The sequence below is a fragment of the Glaciecola siphonariae genome, from assembly GCF_042652645.1.
Taxonomy (GTDB): domain Bacteria; phylum Pseudomonadota; class Gammaproteobacteria; order Enterobacterales; family Alteromonadaceae; genus Glaciecola; species Glaciecola siphonariae.
The window spans coordinates 95,440-117,095 of record NZ_JBHSGU010000003.1 but is presented as its reverse complement, the minus strand read 5'-3'; the positions used below and the strand labels follow the sequence as shown (position 1 = coordinate 117,095).

Genomic DNA, 21,656 nt, shown 5'->3' with positions numbered 1-21,656 from the left:
AAAGACTAGGGCGCACTGGCCCTAGTTTTTACAAATAAGAGTCTTTGATGTGCGCCCAATGCTCATTGAACTGCTGAGTAGGGCGGCGCTGAAATTGGCTGCGCACATACTGATTTATTTTACCGTCAACAAAACAAATAAGCATATTCGCCAACAAGGCTTCGTCAACCGACGATGCTTTGCCTTCACGCAGTTTACGTTCACGCAGCACCTGTTTCAATTGGGTTTCGAGCCTATCAAACAGCTGCGCTATACGCTCGCGTAAGCGCTCTTGCTCGCCCATGAGGGCATCTCCGTTCAGAATTCTTGTGATGCCAGGGTTTTTTTCAGCAAACCCTAACAAAAGATGCAGTATTAACTGACAGCGGTTAGAGGCGTCTTTCTCATCGCTGATGATTTTATTTATACGAGAAAATAAGGTTTCTTCAATAAATTCGATTAAGCCCTCGAACATCCGAGCTTTTGATGGAAAGTGTCGATATAGCGCCGCTTCTGACACTCCAACTTCTTCGGCCAGTTTAGCGGTGGTGATGCGCTGGCCGTGATGAGTTTCTAGCATTCCTGCAAGAGACTGCAGGATTTGCGCTTTTCTATTTGGTCGTTTTGCTGCAGGCATGATGTCTTTTTCTTAGTTCTTGTGTGTTCGTTTATATTCGCTGTGCACAAGTAGCATGAGCTCATGTGCAAGGGCGCTTTTGCTAGCTGGCGCTAACTTTTGAGTGTGTTCTTTTGTAATAACCAATAGCGCATTTCGATCAGAATTAAATCCGAGACCGGGAATAGACACATCGTTGGCGGCGATCATGTTGAGCTGCTTTTTTTCTAGCTTGGCGCGTGCATAGTTCTCAACATCGTTAGTCTCAGCGGCAAACCCTAGGGTAAATGGCGGCTGTTTCCTTTGCGCAACTGTTTTTAGAATATCAGGGTTTTGTGTAAATGTAAGGGAAAGTTCTTCTGCTTTTTTCTTAAGCTTTTGCGTATTCTCAGCAGCAATACGGTAATCAGCAACCGCGGCACAGGCAATAAAGATGTCTTGCTCGTCTATCTCTCGCTCAACCGCATTTAACATATCCTGGGCGCTGACTACATCAGTACGTGCTACTTTGTCGGGCGTGCTTAGCTCAACCGGACCGGCAATCAAGGTCACTTTAGCCCCCATCGCCTGTGCCGCCTGTGCTATGGCAAACCCCATTTTTCCTGAGCTGTGGTTAGAGATATACCTGACTGGATCAATGGCCTCACGAGTCGGTCCAGCCGTTATCATAATATGAATACCCGCAAACAATTGAGCGCTGCTTTCAGGGCTTTCAGGTTCATGGCCTAATGTTTTGCCATGCGCAATCAAGCTATCTACTATTTCGTGAGGCTCTAGCATACGGCCATATCCCACATCACCGCAGGCTTGTTCGCCGGCAGCAGGACCTAGCTGAATTACGCCCCTTGCTAAAAGCGTTTCTATATTGTGGGAAGTGGCGGGGGCTGCCCACATTTGTTGATTCATAGCTGGCGCTAAGAACATAGGTGCTTTGCTAGCAAGTGCAAGGGTTGTGAGGAGGTCGTCTGCCAAACCGTGGGCTAGTTTGGCAATGCAGTTTGCGGTAGCGGGCGCAATAACGAAAAAATCAGCCCAGCGGGCAAGTTCTATGTGTCCCATACCGGCCTCTGCTTCTTCGTCGAGCAGATGCATACTAACCTTTTCACCCGATACGGCTTGCAAAGCCAAGCTAGACACAAAATGACTGGCCGATTCGGTCAATACTACTCGAACATTAGCGCCCTGGGCTTTTAGCTTACGCACTAAATCTGGGGTTTTATAGGCGGCAATACCTCCGCATATCCCGAGTAATACATTCTTTTGTACAAGTTGCATAATCATCCTAATGGCGCACAATATACCCGAGTGCGATGGGGTATCTGTATCCTGTTATTATTAAACCATTGTTATCCAAGGATGGGAACATGAAAATATTAGACTGGCCTGAACAAGAGCGTCCACGAGAAAAATTACTTAACTATGGTGCCCATACTTTAAGTGATGCCGAACTGTTGGCCATTTTTTTACAAACAGGCCTTAAAGGCCGAAATGCGGTGCAGCTAGCCAAGCAAGCGCTGCTTAACCACGGCTCATTGCGCGCTTTGCTGCATGCCCCTAAACGTAAACTGTTGGCGACATCGGGCTTTGGCGCCGCAAAATATGCAATTTTGCAGGCCAGTATTGAATTACAAAAACGCAATATGACTGAGCAAATGGTGCGCGAGCGCAGCTTTTTACATGCCGACGACGCCTCAAGTTATCTAATATCTCAGCTTAGAGACAAGCAGCGAGAAGTATTCTCTATGTTAATGCTCGACTCTCAACATCAGCTGATTGCCTACAGAGAAATGTTTCAGGGAACGATTAACAGTGCCGCTGTGTATCCGCGCGAGCTTGTGAAGCAGGCAATGGAAGACAACGCGGCGGCGGTAATACTGGCGCATAATCATCCGAGCGGACGGGCGGAGCCGAGTCAGTCAGACATTAACATCACTGAAAAAATAAAGCAGGCGCTTGCACTGGTTGATGTAACGGTACTGGACCACTTTGTGATAGGTGACTCAACGGCAGTATCTTTTGCACAAAGAGGCTTGCTTTAAGAATGTAGATACGTGACTATCACTCCCGCGCTTGTCGTGTTTTATGCGACTAGCGTGGTCTTTTTTGAATTAAGCCGCGCACTCGGCCGTACATTGAGCCATATGATGGGCAAAAAGATCACCAAAAGAGCGAATTTTTGTTGTAATTTCGTAGTCATTGCTGTATAAAATGCGCCCTCATTATTAATCGCGTTACACAGCAAGTTGTTTGCTGTAGTTAAACGGCAAACAAGTTGTTTTGGAGACAAACATGTCTAAAGTATGTGCAGTTACAGGTAAGCGTCCTGCAGTGGGTAACAACCGCTCTCACGCTAGAAACGCGACGCGTCGTCGTTTCTTACCAAACCTACAAACACACCGTTTTTGGGTTGAAAGCGAAAATCGTTTTGTGAAATTACGCCTTACTGCTAAAGGTATGCGTATTATTGATAAGAAGGGTATTGATACAGTGCTTGCTGATATCCGTGCTCGTGGTGTGAAAGTTTAAGGCATTCGATAAGGAATAATATCATGCGTGATAAAATCAAATTAGTATCTTCTGCTGGCACTGGTTTTTACTACACCACAGACAAAAACAAGCGTAACATGCCGGGCAAAATGGAAATTAAAAAGTACGATCCAGTTGTTCGTAAGCACGTTATGTTCAAGGAAGCAAAAATCAAGTAAGTCCATGCAAAGGTCTTCGCTCATGAAAGTGAGCTGATTGTGTCTCCATTAAAAACCCAGCTATTTAGCTGGGTTTTTTGTTTTTAGGCTAAGCCATTGTTAAACAGCCGATTGTTAAACAGTCGATGGCGGTGAATGTTTGCCAAGATACTTGTTCAGCATGGTATATAAATCTTCAATAATAATGGGCTTGCCAAGGTGCCCGTCAAATCCTGCAGCTTCATAGGCCTGGGTGTTGTCGGAGACCAAGTCTGCGGTAAGGGCAATAATCGTGCGCTCCGGTGAAGTGTTTTTAATTGTTCGGCAAGCTTCAAATCCATCTAGCACTGGCATATGTATATCCATGAGTATTAGGTCATAATCGTGTTCGCGCGCTTTTTCTACACCAATGGCGCCATTGTCGGCAATATGAATATTCGCTTTTGTTTCTGCTAGCATGGAGCTCAGAATTGCTTGGTTAATGTCATTATCTTCAACAATCAAAATAGTGTTCCCGCTTAAATTAGGAATACTCACAGCGCCATTATTGACCGATTCTGCATAAGTCATTGCTTTTTGAATAGGCAAATTCACCACAAACTGTGTGCCTGTATTTAGCTTGCTCGCTACCTTAATGTCGCCCTGCATGAGTGACACTAAATTGTAGGTGATTGCCATACCAAGACCGGTGCCGCCGTATTGGCGCGTGGTAGACGAGTCGGCCTGCGTGAAGCGGTCAAATAGGGTGCGAACGGCTTTTTCAGACATGCCAATGCCGGTATCTTTAACACTTATTTGAAGGGTTGTTTGTCCGTTCATTACTTTTTCACGCAGCGTAATATTTACTTCGCCTCGGTTGGTAAACTTCACCGCGTTTGACACAATATTTACCAAAACTTGCCGTATTCGCAGCTGGTCACCAATCCAGCGGTCATGAAAATCGTCGGCAAGGTGCTTATTAATCACGATGGATTTTGCCGATGCAACAGGCTGTAAGTCAGAGCACACAGATTCTAACAACTGTCTGGCAGAAAAATCATGCTGCTCGAGTGACAGCATGTTTGCTTCTATTTTCGACAAATCAAGAATGTCGTTTATGATCGTAAGCAGGGATTTAGATGAAATAAGCGCATTATCTATCAGTCGTTTTGCTTTGACCTCCTCAACCCTTAGCTGAAGCAACTGCAAAGCACCTAAGATACCGTTCATGGGCGTGCGTATCTCATGGCTCATATTGGCTAAAAACTCACTTTTTGACTGACTTGCGCGTTGTGCGTTGAGCCTTTCTTCCTCAAGTGCCTTTTCATTGGCTAACATAATACTGATGTCGCGTAAAAGCCCGATAAAGTGCAGTTCGCCATTCAACTCTACGCTAGTCACTACTACCGCAATCGGAAATTCATCGCCGTTCTTTTTTACGCCTATGAGCTGACGTGTTTTGCCTAAAACAGATGTAGATGCTTGATGATTAAAGCGCATTAAAAAGTCGTCATGGTGACGTGCGATATCGTGGGGCATCAGCATTTTTAAGTTTTGTCCAATCGCCTCATCTTTATCGTATAAAAATAATCGTTGAGCGGAGGATGTAAATTCTTTGATGGTGCCTTTAGCGTCTGTGACAATCACCGCTTCACCCAATTGCTCCATAAACGCGCGCTGAACCAACAGACTTTCAGTGATCTGCGTTTGACGCGTTTTTAGCTCAACAATATTGAGCTTATTTTCGCGCCAATAAAATAAGATTATGCCCAGCAGTGTTGAGACTAATAAGCCAATGACCAGTACAAACTCAGGGATACTGGTTCTAAAAGACTGCATGTACTCGGGCTGTGTGCGAATAGACAAGCGATAATAGTCAAAAAAAGATGCTTCTGCGTGTACGCTACCTCTAAAATCTAACGACGCCGGATTAGATTGATACAAAAGCACATCATCTTGATATAAAAACACATCAAGGTCTTGGGCATAGCCCACAGACACAATGTGATCAAACATCTTTTGCAGCTCAAATGCACCTACTAAATAACCGTCAAAGCGCCCGTTTTTATTGAATAGCGGTGTTACCGCTAATAGCCCTAACTTTCCGCTGACCAGTGTAATAGGTTCTGAGAATACCGTTTTGTTGCTTGCCTTGGCTTCACTTAAGGCTTTTGCGCGCGTTGCCTGACGGTCAAGAGCAAGGCCTATCACATTGGGATTGCTGGCTTCGGGCACTAAATAGCGAACGGTTGAGTCGGCATCTGCCCATGAAATGGCTCGGTACCAAGGCTGGTTATCTATATAGTCTTTGGCATCAATGTACCAAAGAGATTTATCGGTTCCGTTAACACTCTCCCAGCGGTTTGCCATGCGTTCAAGGGCCTGAGCAGTATTGGTAAAATGTATCGTCAATGCAGACTGTAGGTTGGTAAGCTGTTTCTCTGTATTTTTAGACGCGTTATTGACCTCATAAACAATGAAAGCCTGCCATACAAAAACAGAAATGACTGAGCATATTGAAACGTAATACAGCTTTGAAGCAACAAAGTCTTTGAGCGGTGTCACATTTTCTCTGTAGAAAAAGGCAATGCCCAAGAATAGAAAACAAAGTGACGTTGGAATAGACATCCTCGCGGTGTGCCCTTCGCTTAGCACAATTTCTAGACCAAGGAGATAGCCAAGCACAGAAATTGCCGCCAAGGTTAAGGGGATGGTAATTAAAGTAACAGATACCGATTGTAAGGCTTTACTAGGCTTGGCAATGGCTAGCTCTAACATCATAATGGCAGAAACGGCCAAAAAGCACACAGCCGTGTTGGGCGCCATTCGTCCTGGATGCAGCATGGTGGAGTTTTTCGGCGCAAAGAATAAGGTGTCGATGCCCAAATTAAGGTGCAGTAAATATTCCATGAGCGTTAGCAGAGCAATGGCAAAGCATACCGTAACGCATGCTAACGCAACGCGGTGCAGCGACAGCACTCGCAAAATACCGCTAATACCAAGCAGTGAGAAGCAGAGCGCGGTATTAAACTGCATTTTGGGAAAGCTATCGACATAGTTGGTTAAGATGACGGTGTCATTGACCCATCCGTATAATGCAATGGCGCTAATGAGCAATACAATGCATTCAAATATGCCGGTGGCGGTAAATTTATAAATAGTGCTTACCTTTAGCTTATGAATTTATATACGACCTAACAAAAGATAATCGTATGTTTCTTGCAATGCAACTGCGATTTGTTCGGCTTCCACAAGCCGTGTAGGCACAAGCATGTGGGCATAGTTAATGTTTTGCATTACACGCAGCAGGCGTCACTATTAGACCTCGACCTAAGGAATGCGCTAACATGCGCCAAGAATACTGTATGGATGGGATTCATAATGCGCAGGCTATCGCAAAAAGGCTGGAACAATATTCTGATATTTTCCATGCTGATATTAATCGTAATATTTAATTATGAGCGTTTATTTCCGAGTGCTGACGATGGCGTGCGCCAAGTAGTAGGAGAAAACGCGTTTATTTTAAGCATGCAGATTAATACGCTAAACTTTGAGCGAATTGGCACCGGTTGGCGAGTCAGCGCCCCAAGCGAAGACCTAATACCAAATATGCAAAGCGAGGATATTGACGCGCTTGTGAGCCAATGGCAAAGAGCACTGTTGCGCCCAACAAGCGTAAGTTTGCCAGCAGAGAAAACCGCATCGCCCCCTTACATCGTAAGCATCTGGCTGGCTGGGCAGAAAAACGCCCAAGTATTGGGTTTACTTGAAGTCGACGCAAGCGCTTATGCTGTTTATGACGGTCAGCTTTATTTGCTAGATTTCCCAACGCTCAAGCAACTGCTGCCTCCCGGTAGCTAAACCTACCCGATATTTACACATTCAGACTTATACAAACAGACTTAAAAGCGACCTATTATGCCTGAGTTACCCGAAGTTGAAGTTACCCGTTTGGGCATTGCGCCGTATTTAGAAGGCCAGACAATAAAGAAAATACATGTGTATCAAAGGCAAATGCGCTGGCCCATACCCGATGAAGTATTTATGGCCGAAAACCTAGTTATTAGCAGCGTAACACGCCGCGCTAAATATCTGTTTGTAAACACGGCGGCTGGTGCACTGGTGCTGCATTTAGGCATGTCGGGTAAAATGCGAGTGGTAGATGCGCAACTAGCACGAAAAAAGCATGACCACCTTGAGATTGAGCTTAGCTCTGGTAAAAAGCTAGTATTGAACGACGCGCGACGCTTTGGCAGCTGTTTGTGGCAGGGGGCAGATGAGCCGGCGCTAAAACTGTTGCAGCATTTAGGCCCTGAACCACTCACCGATGATTTTGGTCCAGCGCGTTTATTTGAGATGTCTCGCGGGCGGCAAACGCCGGTTAAAGCCTTTATTATGGACAATGCGGTGGTGGTAGGTGTTGGCAATATCTACGCGAACGAGTCACTATTTTTAAGCGGCATTGACCCTCGGCGCGCAGCAGGAAGGGTCAGCAAGGCCCGCTATGAGCTCTTAACTCAACATATTAAAGCTGTATTGGCGAAGGCAATTACGCAGGGCGGTACGACGCTACGTGACTTTGCTCAAGCAGACGGCAACCCGGGTTACTTTGCGCAGCATTTGCATGTGTACGGGCGCACGTCACAACCTTGTGATATTTGCAGCACAGCAATCAGAAACAAAGTCATTGGTCAGCGCAATACCTTTTTTTGCATCAAATGCCAAAAGTAGGCGCTCGCTATTCAAGCCTAGCGGGTTTATGCAATAATTATTTATCCACACTGATTTACTGGCTTTATGGCGAACGCGCACATAGTTTGTGAATACAAAAACGTTTGAATCACTTAAGAGACAATCAAAATATGCTGCCCATTTTTGTAATTAATTTAGACGGTTCAGACCAGCGTTTGGCGAATGTCAGTGCGCAATTGGCTCAATATGACTTATCGTTTGAGCGCATTTCGGCGGTTGACGGTCGAATTATGAGCGAGTCGCAGCGACTAGAGCATTATAGCCCTAGCCTGAATCGGGCTGGCTATTACAAAAGTCTCACGCCAGGTGAGATAGGTTGCTATTTAAGTCATCGTAAAGCGTGGCAGCGCATTGTTGATGAAAATCTTGAAGCTGCGATTATATTAGAAGATGATTTTTTAATGCCCCACGGCCTAAACGATGTTGCGCAATTTGTGCAAAGTAAGCAGGCCTTTGATTATGTGAAGCTTTCAGACCATCCGGGCAGACCCCGTAAAACCAAAACACTCAAAAAGATTGGTGATTCGCAGCTAGTAGTATTTGATAAAGTGCCTGCTCGTACCTGCGCTCAGTTAGTTAGCCGAGAGGGAGCTAGAAAGCTTTTACAGGCCTCAGAGTCCTTTGGCCGGCCCGTTGATATTGACCTGCAGTATTGGTGGGAAAAAGATATACGAGTGATGGGGATAAAACCCTTTGTGTTTACACCCGCTCCTGACGTGAAAAGCGATATATCAGCAATGCAAAGCCGCAATGATATGCAAAAGCACCGCATCCGCCGATTAAAACAGCAGCTGAGCTTTAAACTAAACAACGCATTTAGACAGCCCTAGCGCTGCATATACTGGTTTATCTTATGAGACATTGCCTGTGACTGACAACGTAAGCCAAACAAACGTAAAAAACATCGCCATTATTATCGACTCCCTTGCCGGAGGGGGGGCCGAAAAAGTCATGCTCACCCTTGCCAGTGAAATGCTTGCTAAGGGCCATAAAGTCACGTTTTTTTCACTCAAAAACACCGCGCAGTATGACGTACCATCAGGGATTGAGTTGATATTTCCGCTTGCGAAGTTTAAAGGCGCGGTGAGAGGTTGGTTTAATCAAGGCATCCTAGCCAACATGCTAAACGCCAGCGTGCTTGAGGCACAGCAACGCGGCGGCCACTTCGATATGGTGCTGGTAAATTTATACGAGAGCTATCGTTTGGCTAGCGCGTGTCAGTTTAAAAACTGCTATTACATTATTCATAATTCTTACGTGCAGGAGTTAAAGCGTGAGAGGCGGATGGGGCCAATAAAATACCTGTATATGCGCCGCATTCTCAAAATGCTGACGGGTAAAAAGCTGATAGCGGTGTCAAAAGGTGTTGCGGCAGAACTGAGGCAAGCGAGCTTGTTCACCCCCGAGAGCGTGCAGCATATTTACAACCCTTTTAATGTTGATTTGATACGGCAACAGGCAAAAGAGGATATTGATGCGAATGCGCCGCAAAAGTTCGTGCTCCATGTTGGCAGGGCGGCCAAGGCGAAAAGGCATGACGTATTGTTTGAAGCTTTTAAAACCGTTAATCCTGAATATGCCCTAGTTTGCTTAAGTTCAAACAACCGTAAGCTAGAGAAACTCGCCAAAAAACATGGCATTGCCGATCGTGTTTACTTGCCCGGATTTCAAGAAAACCCCTATGCGTGGATGAATAAGTCGAGCGCGCTGGTGCTAAGTTCCGATTTTGAAGGCTTGTCGATGGTGCTGCTAGAGGCTATTTTGAGCGATACTAAAGTGGTGTCGACTAACTGCCCGTTCGGGCCAAATGAAATACTCACGGGTGATTTAGCGAGGTTTCTAGTGCCGGTAGCCAACCCGAACGCGCTAGCAAATGCAATAAACGAAGCGCTAGGCAGCGATGTAAATCTTAACGATGTGCCCGTGCTTGACGATATTGACGTTGCCAAAGTAGCCGAAAAGTACTTGGCGTTGGTCTAGTATCCGCCAGTATTGCATCCTAAATATCAGTATGATGCTGTTCCTGCTGGGCCCTTTTCAATAACTCATGCCAATATTATATTGATTTGCGAGGGGGCGGCGTTTGAAAAACGCTGTGAACCCATCCATGGGCGCTCGGCGAAATCATCCATGATTTCGACGTTTTCAAACGCCGCCCCCTCGCAAACCAAATTCTTATCACTCATTATTGAAAAGGCTCAAGCAGGAACAGCCCTATAAGTCTGGTGGGTGCCGCTGATCATCAACGGATGAAAAATCTAGCGATGGGCGAGGCGTTCTACTAGCGCTTTTAATACCACCGGATGACAAAACTCAGAAACATCACCCTTGTGCAGTGCCACTTCTTTAACAAGTGTCGATGAAATAAACGAGTTTTCTTCAGAAGGGGTTAAAAATACGCTTTCCAGATTAGGATTGAGCCTGCGATTCATATTGGCTAACTGAAATTCATATTCAAAATCAGACACCGCTCGCAAGCCGCGAATGAGAATATTTGACCCCTCTTGCTTGGCGTATTCGGCGAGTAGGCCGGTAAAGCCTTTTACCGAAACATTTGGGAGATGCGCCGTTACTTCGGTGATCATTTTTACGCGCTCTTCTAACGAAAACAAGGGTTGCTTGCTAGGGTTTGAAGCAATAGCCACAATCACGTGTGAAAACATATTTGCTGCGCGCTCAATTAAATCGGCATGCCCATTGGTAATGGGATCAAAGGTACCCGGGTAAATTGCTTTGTTGTTTGAGGCGTTAAATGTCATTACGCTATCCTAAGCTCTAAGTAGCGCACACCTTAACGAATAAGGTGCATATAGTGCAAATCAAAATGCAGTCTAAACGCCAACTAAAATAGTCCCTAAGACTAAAATCCGATATCATTACTTTTATGAATACGCAGGTTGATGCTTGCCATCGACCTTTGTTAAAGGCAGAACCGTTGAAAGCTTTAGTCCTCTTTTTGTGCATACTAATTATTGCTGTATCGCAGCTTGCGAATGCCTCTGCGTGGATAGGCACGCAAGATAAGCAACTGCACTACGACGTGCAAACCCTCTCAGAATGGGGGTATATTGACTCTGCCGTGACCACTTATCCGATCCCGTGGAAAGGTGTGGCCCAGCAAATTTCATCGCTCAATGCACAAGCAATGGCGCCTATGCCTGCTCAGGCCCTAGCGCGTCTTAGATACTATTTGAATCAGCAAAAACAGCTCAATATGCGTCATTTTGTAACCTTGCAAGGCGCAACAGACGACGTGCGTTTTCGAAGTTTAGATGATGGCGTTGAAGAAACCGCTGAACTAAATATAACCAGCGAGTTTTATCATAATCGTTGGTCCGGTCAGCTCAACGTGAGCTACGCATCTAAAGGACAATTGAACCTTGATAATTCGTTTTTAGCCTACCAGTTTGGAGACTGGAATCTGCGAGTGGGTTCGCTTGACCAGTTCTGGGGCCCTGGTCAATCATCAAGCCTTATATTGTCTAATAACACACGCCCGCTAAAATCAGTCGCGCTTTCACGTTCGCTTACCACTGAGTCTGAGCATCCATGGCTATCATGGATGGGGCCGTGGTATTTCACCACACAGCTTGGTCAAATGGATAGCGAGCGGGTGATACCCGACACCAAACTCTTGTTGACTCGCTTTACCGCGCGCCCGCTCAAAGGGCTTGAGATTGGCGCCTCATGGGCGGCGATGTGGGGCGGGGAGGGCCAAGAAGAAAGCCTTAATGCTTTTTGGGAGGTGATTACCTTTCAAACAGTGTGTCTGCGCGCGGCAGGTTGTAATGATGAACAGCTCACCACACGCGGCAATCATCTAGCAGGCTTTGATATTAAATACACCTTCCAATTGCTATCAAGACCGGTGTCTGTTTATGCGCAGCGTATAGGAGAGGACGCAAAAGATGGCTACCGCGTGACCGATAATGCGAATCTGCTGGGTATTTCTACCTATATCGCCAACGCAAAAGTGTTTATTGAAACAAGCGACACCCAAGTGGCGTGTCAGGGGGATGGCAGTACCATTACCAACTGTTATTATGAAAACGGCACTTATCAAACTGGGTATCGTATGTACGAACGCAGCTTAGGCAGTACTTTTGATTCTGACGCCAAGCAAATTACCTTAGGTGCTAACTTACGCTTTGATGATGGTGCTATTGCAGAGATTTATATTCGTTCAGCAGAGCTAAATCCAGACGGACAGCGTCCGTCGCCTGTACTCACCGATGACGTTTCTGAAGATGTACTCGAGCTGTCTGGGTTTTATCAGCGCCCCTTGGGCGATTGGTTGTTGAGAGCTGGCGGCAGTGTGGCCAACCGAGACTACGTCACCCGCGACGATGAAGTAGACGCACTTTTATATCTAAAAGCTCAGTACGCGTTTTAGGGGCAATTTAATGCATGGGTCGGCAAGGCGCTTGTAATTGCTGTTCGTGCGTGCGATATATAAAGCGTACAACCTAATTATTGCATGCATCTGATGGGCAAGGCCCCATGTTGCCAGAGGCTGCTTTTCACCCTTTATAAAGGTGTAAAAGAGAGTCTATATGGATACTTTTCCCCGATTTGCCAAAGTTGTTTCTCATTTTGCTCAAACTCATCCGAGCAAATGGCTCGAGCTTCCCCGCTTTGTATTACTGCTTAGCCTCACGCCATTTATTCTTGATTTAAGCCTGTTTCAAATTGGTAATGCTGACTACGCGCCGAGCGAATATCTAATTGACCCGCTGCGCTTCGAAAGTTTGAGCTATGAACAGTTAAGCGACTATAACGGTGAACCACCGATTGCGCCGAATGCGAAGGTGAGTAAAAAGCAACGCGAGCTCATTGTTCAGTTTATTAAGATGACGCCAGAGCGCATGTGTGTTGACAGAAAAAGGCGGAAAGCCTTTATTCACCATGTGCTCTCTAACGATCCTCAACTTCAGAAAATGTGCGCGCAATACCGACGAGACTTGCAGATATATAAACAAAAACTCAAGCGTCACAATGCGCTTAAGGAGCAAACCAAAAAAGCAGCACAAGCTTTAGTCGCGCAAGCTGATGGCTTTTTAAGTATGGCTCACAATAAGCCGCCAGCGCCTCAAGCAAGTGTCATATCCTATTCACAGGGTTATTTTCAGGCCTTTTTCGCGCAGTTTAGTCTTGAGACCGTACTAGATGAAAACGCCGATAGTCATCATCAAAATACAGGTTTTGTGGCAAGCCCCAGCTCTGTGGCCAACGCTTTAGTGTTGCTGCTTATTATCCCAGCCGTTTTGGTGTGTTTACGTTATCGGGCGTGGCTACTATTGGTGTTTGGCCTATCTATACCTATGGTTAATGCCAGCGTGTGGGCTTTAAGCTTTGTTTACGATGGATTAGGACTGAGTCTCTATCATATCGATAGCGTAATGGTTGCTCAAATTGCCTTTGCGTATTTTCTGCTCAGCGCGCATTTACGTGCCGAGTCTTTTGTGATTTTCAGTCTGTTTATTAGTTTAGCGATTGTGTACTTGATATCTGCCTCAAGTGCGATTAGCGAAAGTGAATTGAATGACGCATCACAGAATTTGGCAACCTTCACATATCTCATTCCGGTGCTGCTTTTTGTCATTTTGGCAACGATATTAAGGATATTAATTAAAGGCATGCGCCAAAACATCGGCTTATTAAAAGAGTTGGGTCTATGGCGCAGTGTAAAAGCATTTGCGCGTGCCCTATTAATGTGGACACCCATGGCGGTGCTCTGCTTGCCGTTTTTTTACTTGAGTTTGCACCTCATCCCTAAGCACATCAGCAACACTTTACATGAGCAAGGCCTATTGCAGAATGATTATTCTCATCAAGCGGGCTTGTTGGATAACGCTTTATTATCTACCGCGCATTTAAGCGACGACATTCAGTTTGTTTGGCATCTTTCAGTAGAAGAGCAAAAGGCCAACTTGCATGCGAGTAACCGAGACCTGCAAGCGCTGAGCTTTACAGACACCTTTAATCGGCGCTTTGAACAAGGCGTACCGCGCAGCTTAGTTTTTGATAAAAGTCAGTCTGATGCGTTTTTAGTGGCACCAGTAGTTAACCTTGCTAACGATGAAATGAAAAAGTCGATGCAAAAAGCCTATCTGAACTTACGTTCACAAATTAAAGCCTCGCTGAATAAACTGGTTGCAGCCCAAGAAAATGCGATTAAAGAAGCGGCCAACAGCAATCTATCTAGTGCGGTCAGTAAATTGGAAGCCTTGCGCATAGAAGGGCAAAGCCGTATTCAGGATGCCAATGGCAATACCCAAAGCAGCATTTTTGCAAGCTTCACCTATGTACAGGCTTATCATCAACTTGCCATGCTACTGTTCGCGTATCTCTGTTTAAAAAGTTACTTGTACGTATTTTCTCGTGTTAGCGTGAATCAACAAACTGGCATTTTAGTAAGTTTAAGTGAGCGTCGCTCGAAATCGCAGCCTGCGCAAGAGCATAAAGGTGCGCCGAATATTCGTTCTCATGGCAGCGAAATTTTACTTAGTAGTGAAATGGCACCCACCTTTTATCTATCGCGCAAATTTCAGTGCAGAGGCAAGGCGCCGAAACTGCGATTTACTCAAATGCTTGGCGCACCAATTGCCCGTATATTTAACGGTGCATATGCCATGAACGAAATTAATCTGACTCCAAATGATACCGATGTGGGTTGTTCATCCACCCAAGGGATTGAATATTTTGAATGGGATTTGCGCGACGGTGAGCGCGTTGTATTTGATTATCATCATTTTGTGGGGATCAGCAAAGGCGTGACACTATCCACTCTCATTAGCCCGCGTTTTAGTTCGCTACTCATCGGAAAAATAATCTATTCACAAGCCACAGGCCCGGGCAAGTTAATTTTGATGGCGAAGGGCCGTGCGCAAATTTACACTGGCCAAGTACAAGCGGGGAGTCTCCCGCCAAAGCGCATGTTGGCCATGTCGGTAGATACAAAGCTTTGCGTTGAAAGTGAACTGGACATACTTAATGTGTACTTTAGCGAGGCCTATATTAAACCCATTGAGGGAGATATGATTATTGATGTAGATACGCAGTCAGGCCACAGTTCCGGCTTAGGTTCGTTTATCAAACACTTTATTTTGCCGGGATAAATGAGCTGAGGTATGCCTTGATGCTACTAAGCGCCTTCTGCCGTCATCTCGGCGAAAGCCAAATGCTGTTCGTTCAAGCGATGAATCTGGTAAGGAAAGTATGCGCATTTAAAAGTCGCTGTGCGCCATCTTGGCCGCTCGACCTCGCACATCCATGTGCTCGGACGCTTTTAAATGCGCATACTCTCCTCACTTTTAAGATTCACCACTTAAACGAACAGCATTAGCCCCACCCACCGTCATCCTGACGAAAGTCAGGACCTCACGATTAGCCAAGCAGCGCTTGCGGATACAGGGGTAAATTAATGTTGTCGCTGGTGTGGTTTGCTAATCGCACTAATCATTGGTTGTTCTAAACAGGCATAGGGCTTAATTATGCGAGTTTGATTCGTCTTTTTCTTGACCTTTATGCAGACGTTTGTCGATAAATTCTTGAATATTATTATGCTCTCGACACTGAACCCGTCCGCCGCCCAAACCAGCGACTAAACTTAGTATTTTTTTGCCTGTATTAGCGCAATCAAGCTCAATAGCCCTGGGGGCAAAGCGCTCTGGCTCCGGCATGTCAGGAATATTAAGTTGAGGGGAACGCTTCTCGTCTTGGTAAGCTCTAGCGCCTTCTTGTGCCATGCGACTAATAGCCTTCTGATCTTGATTGAGCTGATAGTTTTTGAGGGCATTATTGAGTCTTTCTTGACTGAGTTTTAGTGTGTCTGCTTGAGTTACCTGCTCGCTTGTATTTTGCAGTATTTGCTTTTGCGGAGCGGTGCGAGGCTCTATCGTTTGTGCTTGTTCCTCCGCTAAAACTGGCGATTCAAGCTTCTCGCTTCGCTCTGAAGTCATGCCAAGGTCTGTTTCGCCAGCTATGTCTTTGGCGATTTCTGGCGCTGGCTCAGCTTTGGGCGGGGTTGTATACAGATAACTTTTAAGTGCCGCATCATCTTTCGCTGCGGTGCGTGTTTGCAGCGTATCGCTGGTTTGCTGATAGTAAATAAAATATAAAATTATCAGCAGGTGGATTGCAACAGAAATGCTAAAAATAAGGTTGTTGCGAAGGGATTTAGCTTTGTATGTGGCAGACGATATTTTGCGGGCAAATACCTGTGCACTGGCTAAGTAACTTTCTTCATCACCAATACTGTGAATGAAAATTTGTTGATGGGAAAGCTGGTGAATGTAGTTAGAAGGCAAAATATCTGCGTCGAGTGAGTTAATGTATTCCTTATTACAAGACTCACTCAAAGCGGTTGAGTTCCATTAAACCATTTGAGGTTAAGGCACTAGGCCAAAGTAGTATGGTTTGTGCTTGTTGTATTGCTTTATTAGTGAGCGATAAAAACGCGCAATGTTAGCCGAAGCCAGTTGCCAACGTCCTGCAGTTTGTATTTATCAAAGTCTATAATTCCCGCGAGTACTATACGTCAAAAAACTTTAATTTTGAAACCATTGACACAGAAAAAGACTTGTGGAACTTTCGGCAATTATTAAACGGATTATTAATATTATGTGTTTATCTAAAAGGAATTTTCGCGATTTAGCCACTCTATTTGTATTGGTGCTTTCAATCAGTATAAATACCATCACGTCACAAGCGATTGCAAAAGCTAAGCCTGCTTTTCCGCCTCTCAGTGCTAACTACAGTATTAAAAATTTGAATACTATGTCTACAGACGATTGCGCTTACACTGGCTACGCTGAAGTTGAAGTTGTGTTGGGAGCAACCAACGAACGCTACCAATTGAAATCTTTTACAGTGTTTGCGATAGCGAATAATCAACGTTTTAAAGTGGGAAGTCATAACATTATCGCCGGATATAGCCGATATCCCATTGAGTTTTTTGCCGGTGAGTGTACCAATAGTCTTGATGTAGAATTTTCAATCTAAATTACAAGGATGTAGTAATGTTGAAACCATTGCGTTCAATTAACGTCGCGGGTCTGTGCTTTTTTGGCCTTTTAGTTTGTAGCTTAAATGGCGCTGCCTTTGCCGATACGATCAGCACCACAGGTGATGTGGCACCAATATTAGGTGAGTTTAGAGTCGATGAATCGGGTGCGGCGACCTACTCTATTGACGTCCCTATTCCGGCTGGGCGCGCGGGCGTACAACCTGACATCACTTTACACTATTCCAGTCGCAATAAAATGGAGGGTCTACTGGGAGTAGGCTGGAGCGTTAGTGGCACATCGGCTATCACGCGTTGTCCACCAACGCCTATCGAAGATGGCTCCATCGCACCGATTACATTTACGCAAGACGATAAATTTTGCTTAGACGGTCAACGTCTTCGCCTTGACACGTCAACAGGTGTTATGGGAGAAAGCGGCACTAGCTATCACTTAGACATTGATAACTTTTCAATAATAACAGCACACGGCAACGCGGGTGAGCCGGGTAATCCTCAGTATTTTTCTGTAAAAACTAAATCTGGTGACACGCATTATTATGGCAATGCATATGGTGCTGACCCTCTTTATGCAGGCGCTGATGCCTTTGTTGAGCCTGGCGGTGCGGTAGAAGGCAGCAAAGCTAAAGCCTGGCTCTTGAAAGCCGTTCAAGATATTGCGGGTAATTATATTGTTTATCATTACCTTGAAAATACGACTACCGGTTTGTCAGTACTAGACAGTATTGAGTATACCGGCCACAAAAAAGGCGATGCTCCTTTTGCCAAAGTGGAATTTGTTTATGAAACAAACGAAAAAGGTTTTGCTGGCTATTATTTTGGTACGCCCATTATTAATAATAAGCGTTTGACCAATATCATTAGCACGATTGATGGGCGCCTCTATCGTGAAATGAATCTTTACTACGAAGCAACACCCAATATTGAAGACAGAACTTTGTTGGCAAGCGTTGAAGAGTGTGCTCAAGAAAGCGCATTTAATTCAAATAAGTTGTGCAAACGCGGGACGACCTTCACATGGGAGCGCCCCGCTGTTAATACTGACCCCATTGATAATCAGGTATGTGAAAATGAAACGGGAATAGCGGAGGCAATGTGCTGGGGATCGCAAATTTCTAGCAAAATATACCAACCCTTTGGCGATGTGGCTTCTGTCAAGACAGGATTCGGTAACGGTGGGCCAAGCGCATATGCGAGCCGTTTATTTGATGTGGATGGCGATGGCAAAGATGAGCATGTCTTTGTGAGTGGAGGTGTATGGCAAGTAAGCAGCATTGATGAAACCCAATCTTTCAATGGCGCAGTTCCGTTCACTTCTCGAGGCGCGTCTCAATATAGTCGGCAATATTCTTTAGTAATGGACGCAAATGCCGATGGCGTTCGAGATTTATTAGTTGCAGACGGTAAAAATAAGCCGTGGTATCGCGTCTCCTACATAAATTTTCAGATAACTGAGCAGCTTCTTGGCGCAGACATCACCGCACGCGGCTTTGAAGGTGAAACCGTGGTTGCTGATGTGAACGGTGATGCCAGAGAGGACATCGTGTTTCGTGAAGGCGATGAAATACGTGCTTATTTGCAGCCTGAGCCTAATGGTGTGTGGCAAGAGCGAGTGCTCTATACCTTTCCTGGCAGCGTGGAGTCAGCATTTTTCGATGCTAATTTCACCAACCAAACAGCGGATATGAAAACATCCAGCGCCTTTGATATGAATGGTGATGGCCACACAGATATCATCATAAAAGTTTCTACCACGAAAGGTATGTGTCAAAGTGGTAACATAGGTGGCCCACCGTCACCATGGTGGCCACCTTTTCAAACTCAGCCTAGCGCGATTGATGTGCTTAATGTGCCACAAACTAATGATGCTGCGTTAGATGAACACGAGGCGGCCTTTAGGCAGAGCAATTCGGTGCCTGGTGCCTTGCCACAGTTCAATGATAGAGACGCGTGCATCGCTAATGGTGGCAAATGGGTCAACCGCACAAGCTCTAATTATCGCGTGTATATCACTGGCGACCAGTCTGGCGGTATGGACGACCCCATCCTCAACGAGCGTGAAACGATTGACATTTCTGGCGTAAAGCATTTACGCACTGCCGATTTTAACGGCGATGGATTATCGGATATTGCCTACATTGTAGGCGATAAATGGTATTACCGTTTATCAACAGGCATAGGTTTTACCGACGTTGATGACATGGGCTTTAATGCTAACGATATCTACAACTACCTTACCCAATTCATTGATTTAAATACGGACGGTCGCGCAGATGCCTTGGTTGCTGGCTCGACCACCTCGGCGCAGGCCTATTTCTCGCGCCCTAACATGTTCGGGGTTTTCGATGCAATTTTTGAATTACGCGGCGGCGTTTTTTATGGCGAGCATGACAACGTGGTGTTTGGTGATGTGAATGGTGATAGTAAGCTCGATGCCTTGGTGTTAGATGGCTCAAATTGGGACTTACATACTAAGCGAAGTCACATCAACGATTTTGCCATCACCCGCTTTGAAAATGGGTTTGGCATTGGAACCGATATTGAATATCGACCCATGACTGACGCAGAGGTGTACGTAGAAAAACCTGAGTATGACATGTTGCCAGTTAACACCATCACACTAGGCAACGCCGGCTTTTTAGTCCATGAGGTTCATAGCGACAGTAATGTGGGCAGTCAGGTAGGCGTGCGGTACGAATATGGCAATTTATTGGTAGATACGCAAGGAAGAGGCAGCCTTGGCTTTGGGCTGTTACGCACCACTGATTTGCAAACCGACATAGTAACAGAAACCACCTATTACCAAGATGCCAGCGGCGACAATTATGCTATGGTCGGCATGCCTCTTACCACAATGCAAACCTTTGGCAGCGTTGTGTTATCGGCATCTAGTAATACGCCTAGCGTCCTGCTTACGGATTCTGGCGGCTTATTCCCCTATATCCAGTCTTCAATTGAAAACGATTATTGGGTTGATACCGACGCAACTGCTAGTACCCTAGCGAGTGAAACCGTCACAAGCATGTCGTTTGACGAATACGGTAACTTACTCAACAGTATCAGCACAGTTACCCACTATGGATTGACTAACGAAACGCTGATAACAGAGACCATCAATGCCTTTGATGGGAGCGATGAAGATAAGCGCTTGGGACGACTATCCAGTGCTACTGTGATAAAAACAAGAGATGGCGTGTCGACTAAACGCCACAGCAGTTTTACCTACCGTAGCGATAACAAGATGCTCGAATCGAGCACTGTACACGGAGATGCTACAACACAAAACTATCTGGCTTCCGATCCACGTTTCGTGTCAGATAGCCTCAAGACGCTCTATGGGTACGATGATTACGGGAACAAAACCCGTGTGTGCACAACCACCGACGCAAACGCCGCGTTACCAACAAATGGATTGCCTACAGTTGATGCAGATATGCGCTGTAGCGTAACCCAATACTACGACAATGAAGGGCGTTTCGTTGAGTTTGTTGAGAATGGCCTGGGCGAGCAAAAACGCTATGAGTATTGGATGAGCAACGGCCGTTTGCGCGGCTTGCTCTACGAAATCACTGAATATGATGCCAATAATCTTGCAATAGAAACCACCTTTGATGGATTTGGCCAAGGGACTGAAATTGACTATTTTGATGACCGCGAAGTAAGCATTAATGCCACTTTTTCAGATGGTGAGTACGGCTCACTTTATCAGTTGCACACTGAAGACAACGCCAATGCAGATACCCGCGTATATTATGACGCATGGGGGCGAGAAGTAGCCCGAGAAACGGACTATCGAGTGGAAAATGGCTTATTTGACGTAGTCGTTGTACAGACGCTTTACGACAACTTAGGTCGCGTTATCAGCGTGTCAGAGCCTAACAGCACCGACGTTACCTTTACTGTGTATGATAAGCTTAATCGCATCACAAGTGTCACCTATCCCCATGGCGCAATAGAAACAGTGGACTATATTGGCGCAAATATAATCACCACGAATGCTGCTTTACAAATTAGAACGGAAGTTAAAAACGGGTTTAATGAGACTGAGCAAGTCATTGATAATATTGGTAACATCATAGATTACGATTATGATGCATATGGGCAGTTGCTGAGTGCCAGCACCACATTTATTGCTGATGATTCAGACCAAGTCATTACAACCGCTTTTGATAGCTGGGGGCGTAAAGTAGCGACAAACGACCCCAACCAAGGTAACTGGACCTATCAATACAACGCCTTTGATGAGCTTATTTCACAAACCGACGGTAACGGCCACACCTACGCATTTACCGTTGATACCTTAGGACGTGTGATAAAACGCTATAATGCGATTGAAGGGACGACTTGCTATGGCTTTGGTACGCCTCAAAGCGAGTCAAATGAAGAGGTGCGCACCGTTGGTAAGCTTAGGTGGTCTGCTTTGTATCCCAGCCAAAATGTTACGTGCACGGGAACATCCGTTCAGCCTGCGATTACAACGTTTTCCGAGCGCAATGAGTACACCTACGATAGTTTAGCCCGTTTATATACAAAAGACGTTACGATTGATGACGAGACCTTCACGCATCGGTATTATTATGACCGTTACAGCCGCCTAAGAGATAAAGATACGCCGTATGGG

The 21,656-nt window shown here is 45.5% G+C and carries 17 protein-coding genes; 11 read left to right on the top strand and 6 right to left on the bottom strand.

The window, feature by feature from the left end:
• Positions 1 to 28: 28 nt before the first annotated feature.
• Together slmA and coaBC are read right to left on the bottom strand one after the other, a co-directional pair.
• The gene (slmA, locus tag ACFO4O_RS11115; RefSeq protein WP_382408507.1) at positions 29 to 616 is read right to left on the bottom strand and encodes a nucleoid occlusion factor SlmA; all 588 of its coding nucleotides are present in this window, start codon (positions 614 to 616) and stop codon (positions 29 to 31) included.
• A gap of 12 nt (positions 617 to 628) precedes the next feature.
• On the bottom strand, positions 629 to 1,870 hold the full coding sequence (gene coaBC / locus ACFO4O_RS11110) for a bifunctional phosphopantothenoylcysteine decarboxylase/phosphopantothenate--cysteine ligase CoaBC (protein WP_382408505.1): 1,242 nt from the start codon (positions 1,868 to 1,870) through the stop codon (positions 629 to 631).
• Between the two features lie 89 nt (positions 1,871 to 1,959).
• Between coaBC and radC the strand changes: the two genes are divergently transcribed.
• From radC to rpmG, 3 genes are all read left to right on the top strand, one after another.
• Entirely contained in the window at positions 1,960 to 2,634 is a 675-nt protein-coding gene (gene radC / locus ACFO4O_RS11105; protein WP_382408503.1) for a RadC family protein, read from the top strand.
• 250 nt (positions 2,635 to 2,884) lie between these two features.
• Complete coding sequence (gene rpmB, locus ACFO4O_RS11100) at positions 2,885 to 3,121, top strand: 50S ribosomal protein L28 (protein ID WP_382408501.1); 237 nt, start codon at positions 2,885 to 2,887, stop codon at positions 3,119 to 3,121.
• Positions 3,122 to 3,144: 23 nt separating this feature from the next.
• A complete protein-coding gene (rpmG, locus tag ACFO4O_RS11095; RefSeq protein ID WP_124029005.1) occupies positions 3,145 to 3,300 on the top strand; it encodes a 50S ribosomal protein L33 in 156 nt (51 codons plus the stop codon).
• A 114-nt stretch (positions 3,301 to 3,414) separates the two neighbouring features.
• Here rpmG and ACFO4O_RS11090 read toward each other — a convergent pair whose 3' ends face one another.
• Positions 3,415 to 6,375, bottom strand: a complete 2,961-nt coding sequence (locus tag ACFO4O_RS11090; RefSeq protein ID WP_382408498.1) for an ATP-binding protein — start codon at positions 6,373 to 6,375, stop codon at positions 3,415 to 3,417.
• A gap of 264 nt (positions 6,376 to 6,639) precedes the next feature.
• Between ACFO4O_RS11090 and ACFO4O_RS11085 the strand changes: the two genes are divergently transcribed.
• The 4 genes from ACFO4O_RS11085 to ACFO4O_RS11070 all read left to right on the top strand — a co-directional run bounded on the left by ACFO4O_RS11085 (position 6,640) and on the right by ACFO4O_RS11070 (position 9,990).
• Positions 6,640 to 7,119, top strand: coding sequence for a hypothetical protein (locus tag ACFO4O_RS11085; RefSeq protein ID WP_382408496.1), 480 nt, complete (start codon positions 6,640 to 6,642; stop codon positions 7,117 to 7,119).
• A 57-nt stretch (positions 7,120 to 7,176) separates the two neighbouring features.
• The gene (mutM, locus tag ACFO4O_RS11080; protein WP_382408494.1) at positions 7,177 to 7,989 is read left to right on the top strand and encodes a bifunctional DNA-formamidopyrimidine glycosylase/DNA-(apurinic or apyrimidinic site) lyase; all 813 of its coding nucleotides are present in this window, start codon (positions 7,177 to 7,179) and stop codon (positions 7,987 to 7,989) included.
• Between the two features lie 131 nt (positions 7,990 to 8,120).
• Complete coding sequence (locus tag ACFO4O_RS11075; protein WP_382408492.1) at positions 8,121 to 8,840, top strand: glycosyltransferase family 25 protein; 720 nt, start codon at positions 8,121 to 8,123, stop codon at positions 8,838 to 8,840.
• Between the two features lie 37 nt (positions 8,841 to 8,877).
• Positions 8,878 to 9,990, top strand: coding sequence for a glycosyltransferase (locus ACFO4O_RS11070; protein WP_382408490.1), 1,113 nt, complete (start codon positions 8,878 to 8,880; stop codon positions 9,988 to 9,990).
• Between the two features lie 65 nt (positions 9,991 to 10,055).
• On the opposite strand, the gene ACFO4O_RS11065 is transcribed toward ACFO4O_RS11070, so the two are convergent.
• Together ACFO4O_RS11065 and coaD are read right to left on the bottom strand one after the other, a co-directional pair.
• Positions 10,056 to 10,196 carry a hypothetical protein gene (locus ACFO4O_RS11065; RefSeq protein ID WP_382408489.1) on the bottom strand — a complete coding sequence of 47 codons (141 nt, stop codon included), beginning with the start codon at positions 10,194 to 10,196 and terminating at the stop codon, positions 10,056 to 10,058.
• A 72-nt stretch (positions 10,197 to 10,268) separates the two neighbouring features.
• A complete protein-coding gene (coaD, locus tag ACFO4O_RS11060; RefSeq protein ID WP_382408487.1) occupies positions 10,269 to 10,769 on the bottom strand; it encodes a pantetheine-phosphate adenylyltransferase in 501 nt (166 codons plus the stop codon).
• 176 nt (positions 10,770 to 10,945) lie between these two features.
• Here coaD and ACFO4O_RS11055 point away from each other — a divergent pair, with 176 nt between their 5' ends.
• Positions 10,946 to 12,403 (top strand): capsule assembly Wzi family protein, encoded by a 1,458-nt coding sequence (locus ACFO4O_RS11055; RefSeq protein ID WP_382408485.1) that lies wholly within the window; start codon positions 10,946 to 10,948, stop codon positions 12,401 to 12,403.
• A 160-nt stretch (positions 12,404 to 12,563) separates the two neighbouring features.
• Complete coding sequence (locus ACFO4O_RS11050) at positions 12,564 to 15,128, top strand: hypothetical protein (protein WP_382408483.1); 2,565 nt, start codon at positions 12,564 to 12,566, stop codon at positions 15,126 to 15,128.
• A gap of 369 nt (positions 15,129 to 15,497) precedes the next feature.
• Here the strand turns inward: ACFO4O_RS11050 and ACFO4O_RS11045 are convergent, their stop codons facing one another.
• Positions 15,498 to 16,370 carry a hypothetical protein gene (locus ACFO4O_RS11045; RefSeq protein WP_382408481.1) on the bottom strand — a complete coding sequence of 291 codons (873 nt, stop codon included), beginning with the start codon at positions 16,368 to 16,370 and terminating at the stop codon, positions 15,498 to 15,500.
• Positions 16,371 to 16,632: 262 nt separating this feature from the next.
• On the opposite strand from ACFO4O_RS11045, the gene ACFO4O_RS11040 reads away from it, so the two are divergent.
• Together ACFO4O_RS11040 and ACFO4O_RS11035 are read left to right on the top strand one after the other, a co-directional pair.
• Positions 16,633 to 17,013 (top strand): hypothetical protein, encoded by a 381-nt coding sequence (locus ACFO4O_RS11040; protein ID WP_382408480.1) that lies wholly within the window; start codon positions 16,633 to 16,635, stop codon positions 17,011 to 17,013.
• A gap of 17 nt (positions 17,014 to 17,030) precedes the next feature.
• Positions 17,031 to 21,656 (top strand): toxin TcdB middle/N-terminal domain-containing protein (locus tag ACFO4O_RS11035; RefSeq protein WP_382408478.1); only part of this gene is annotated, 4,626 nt, incomplete at its 3' end.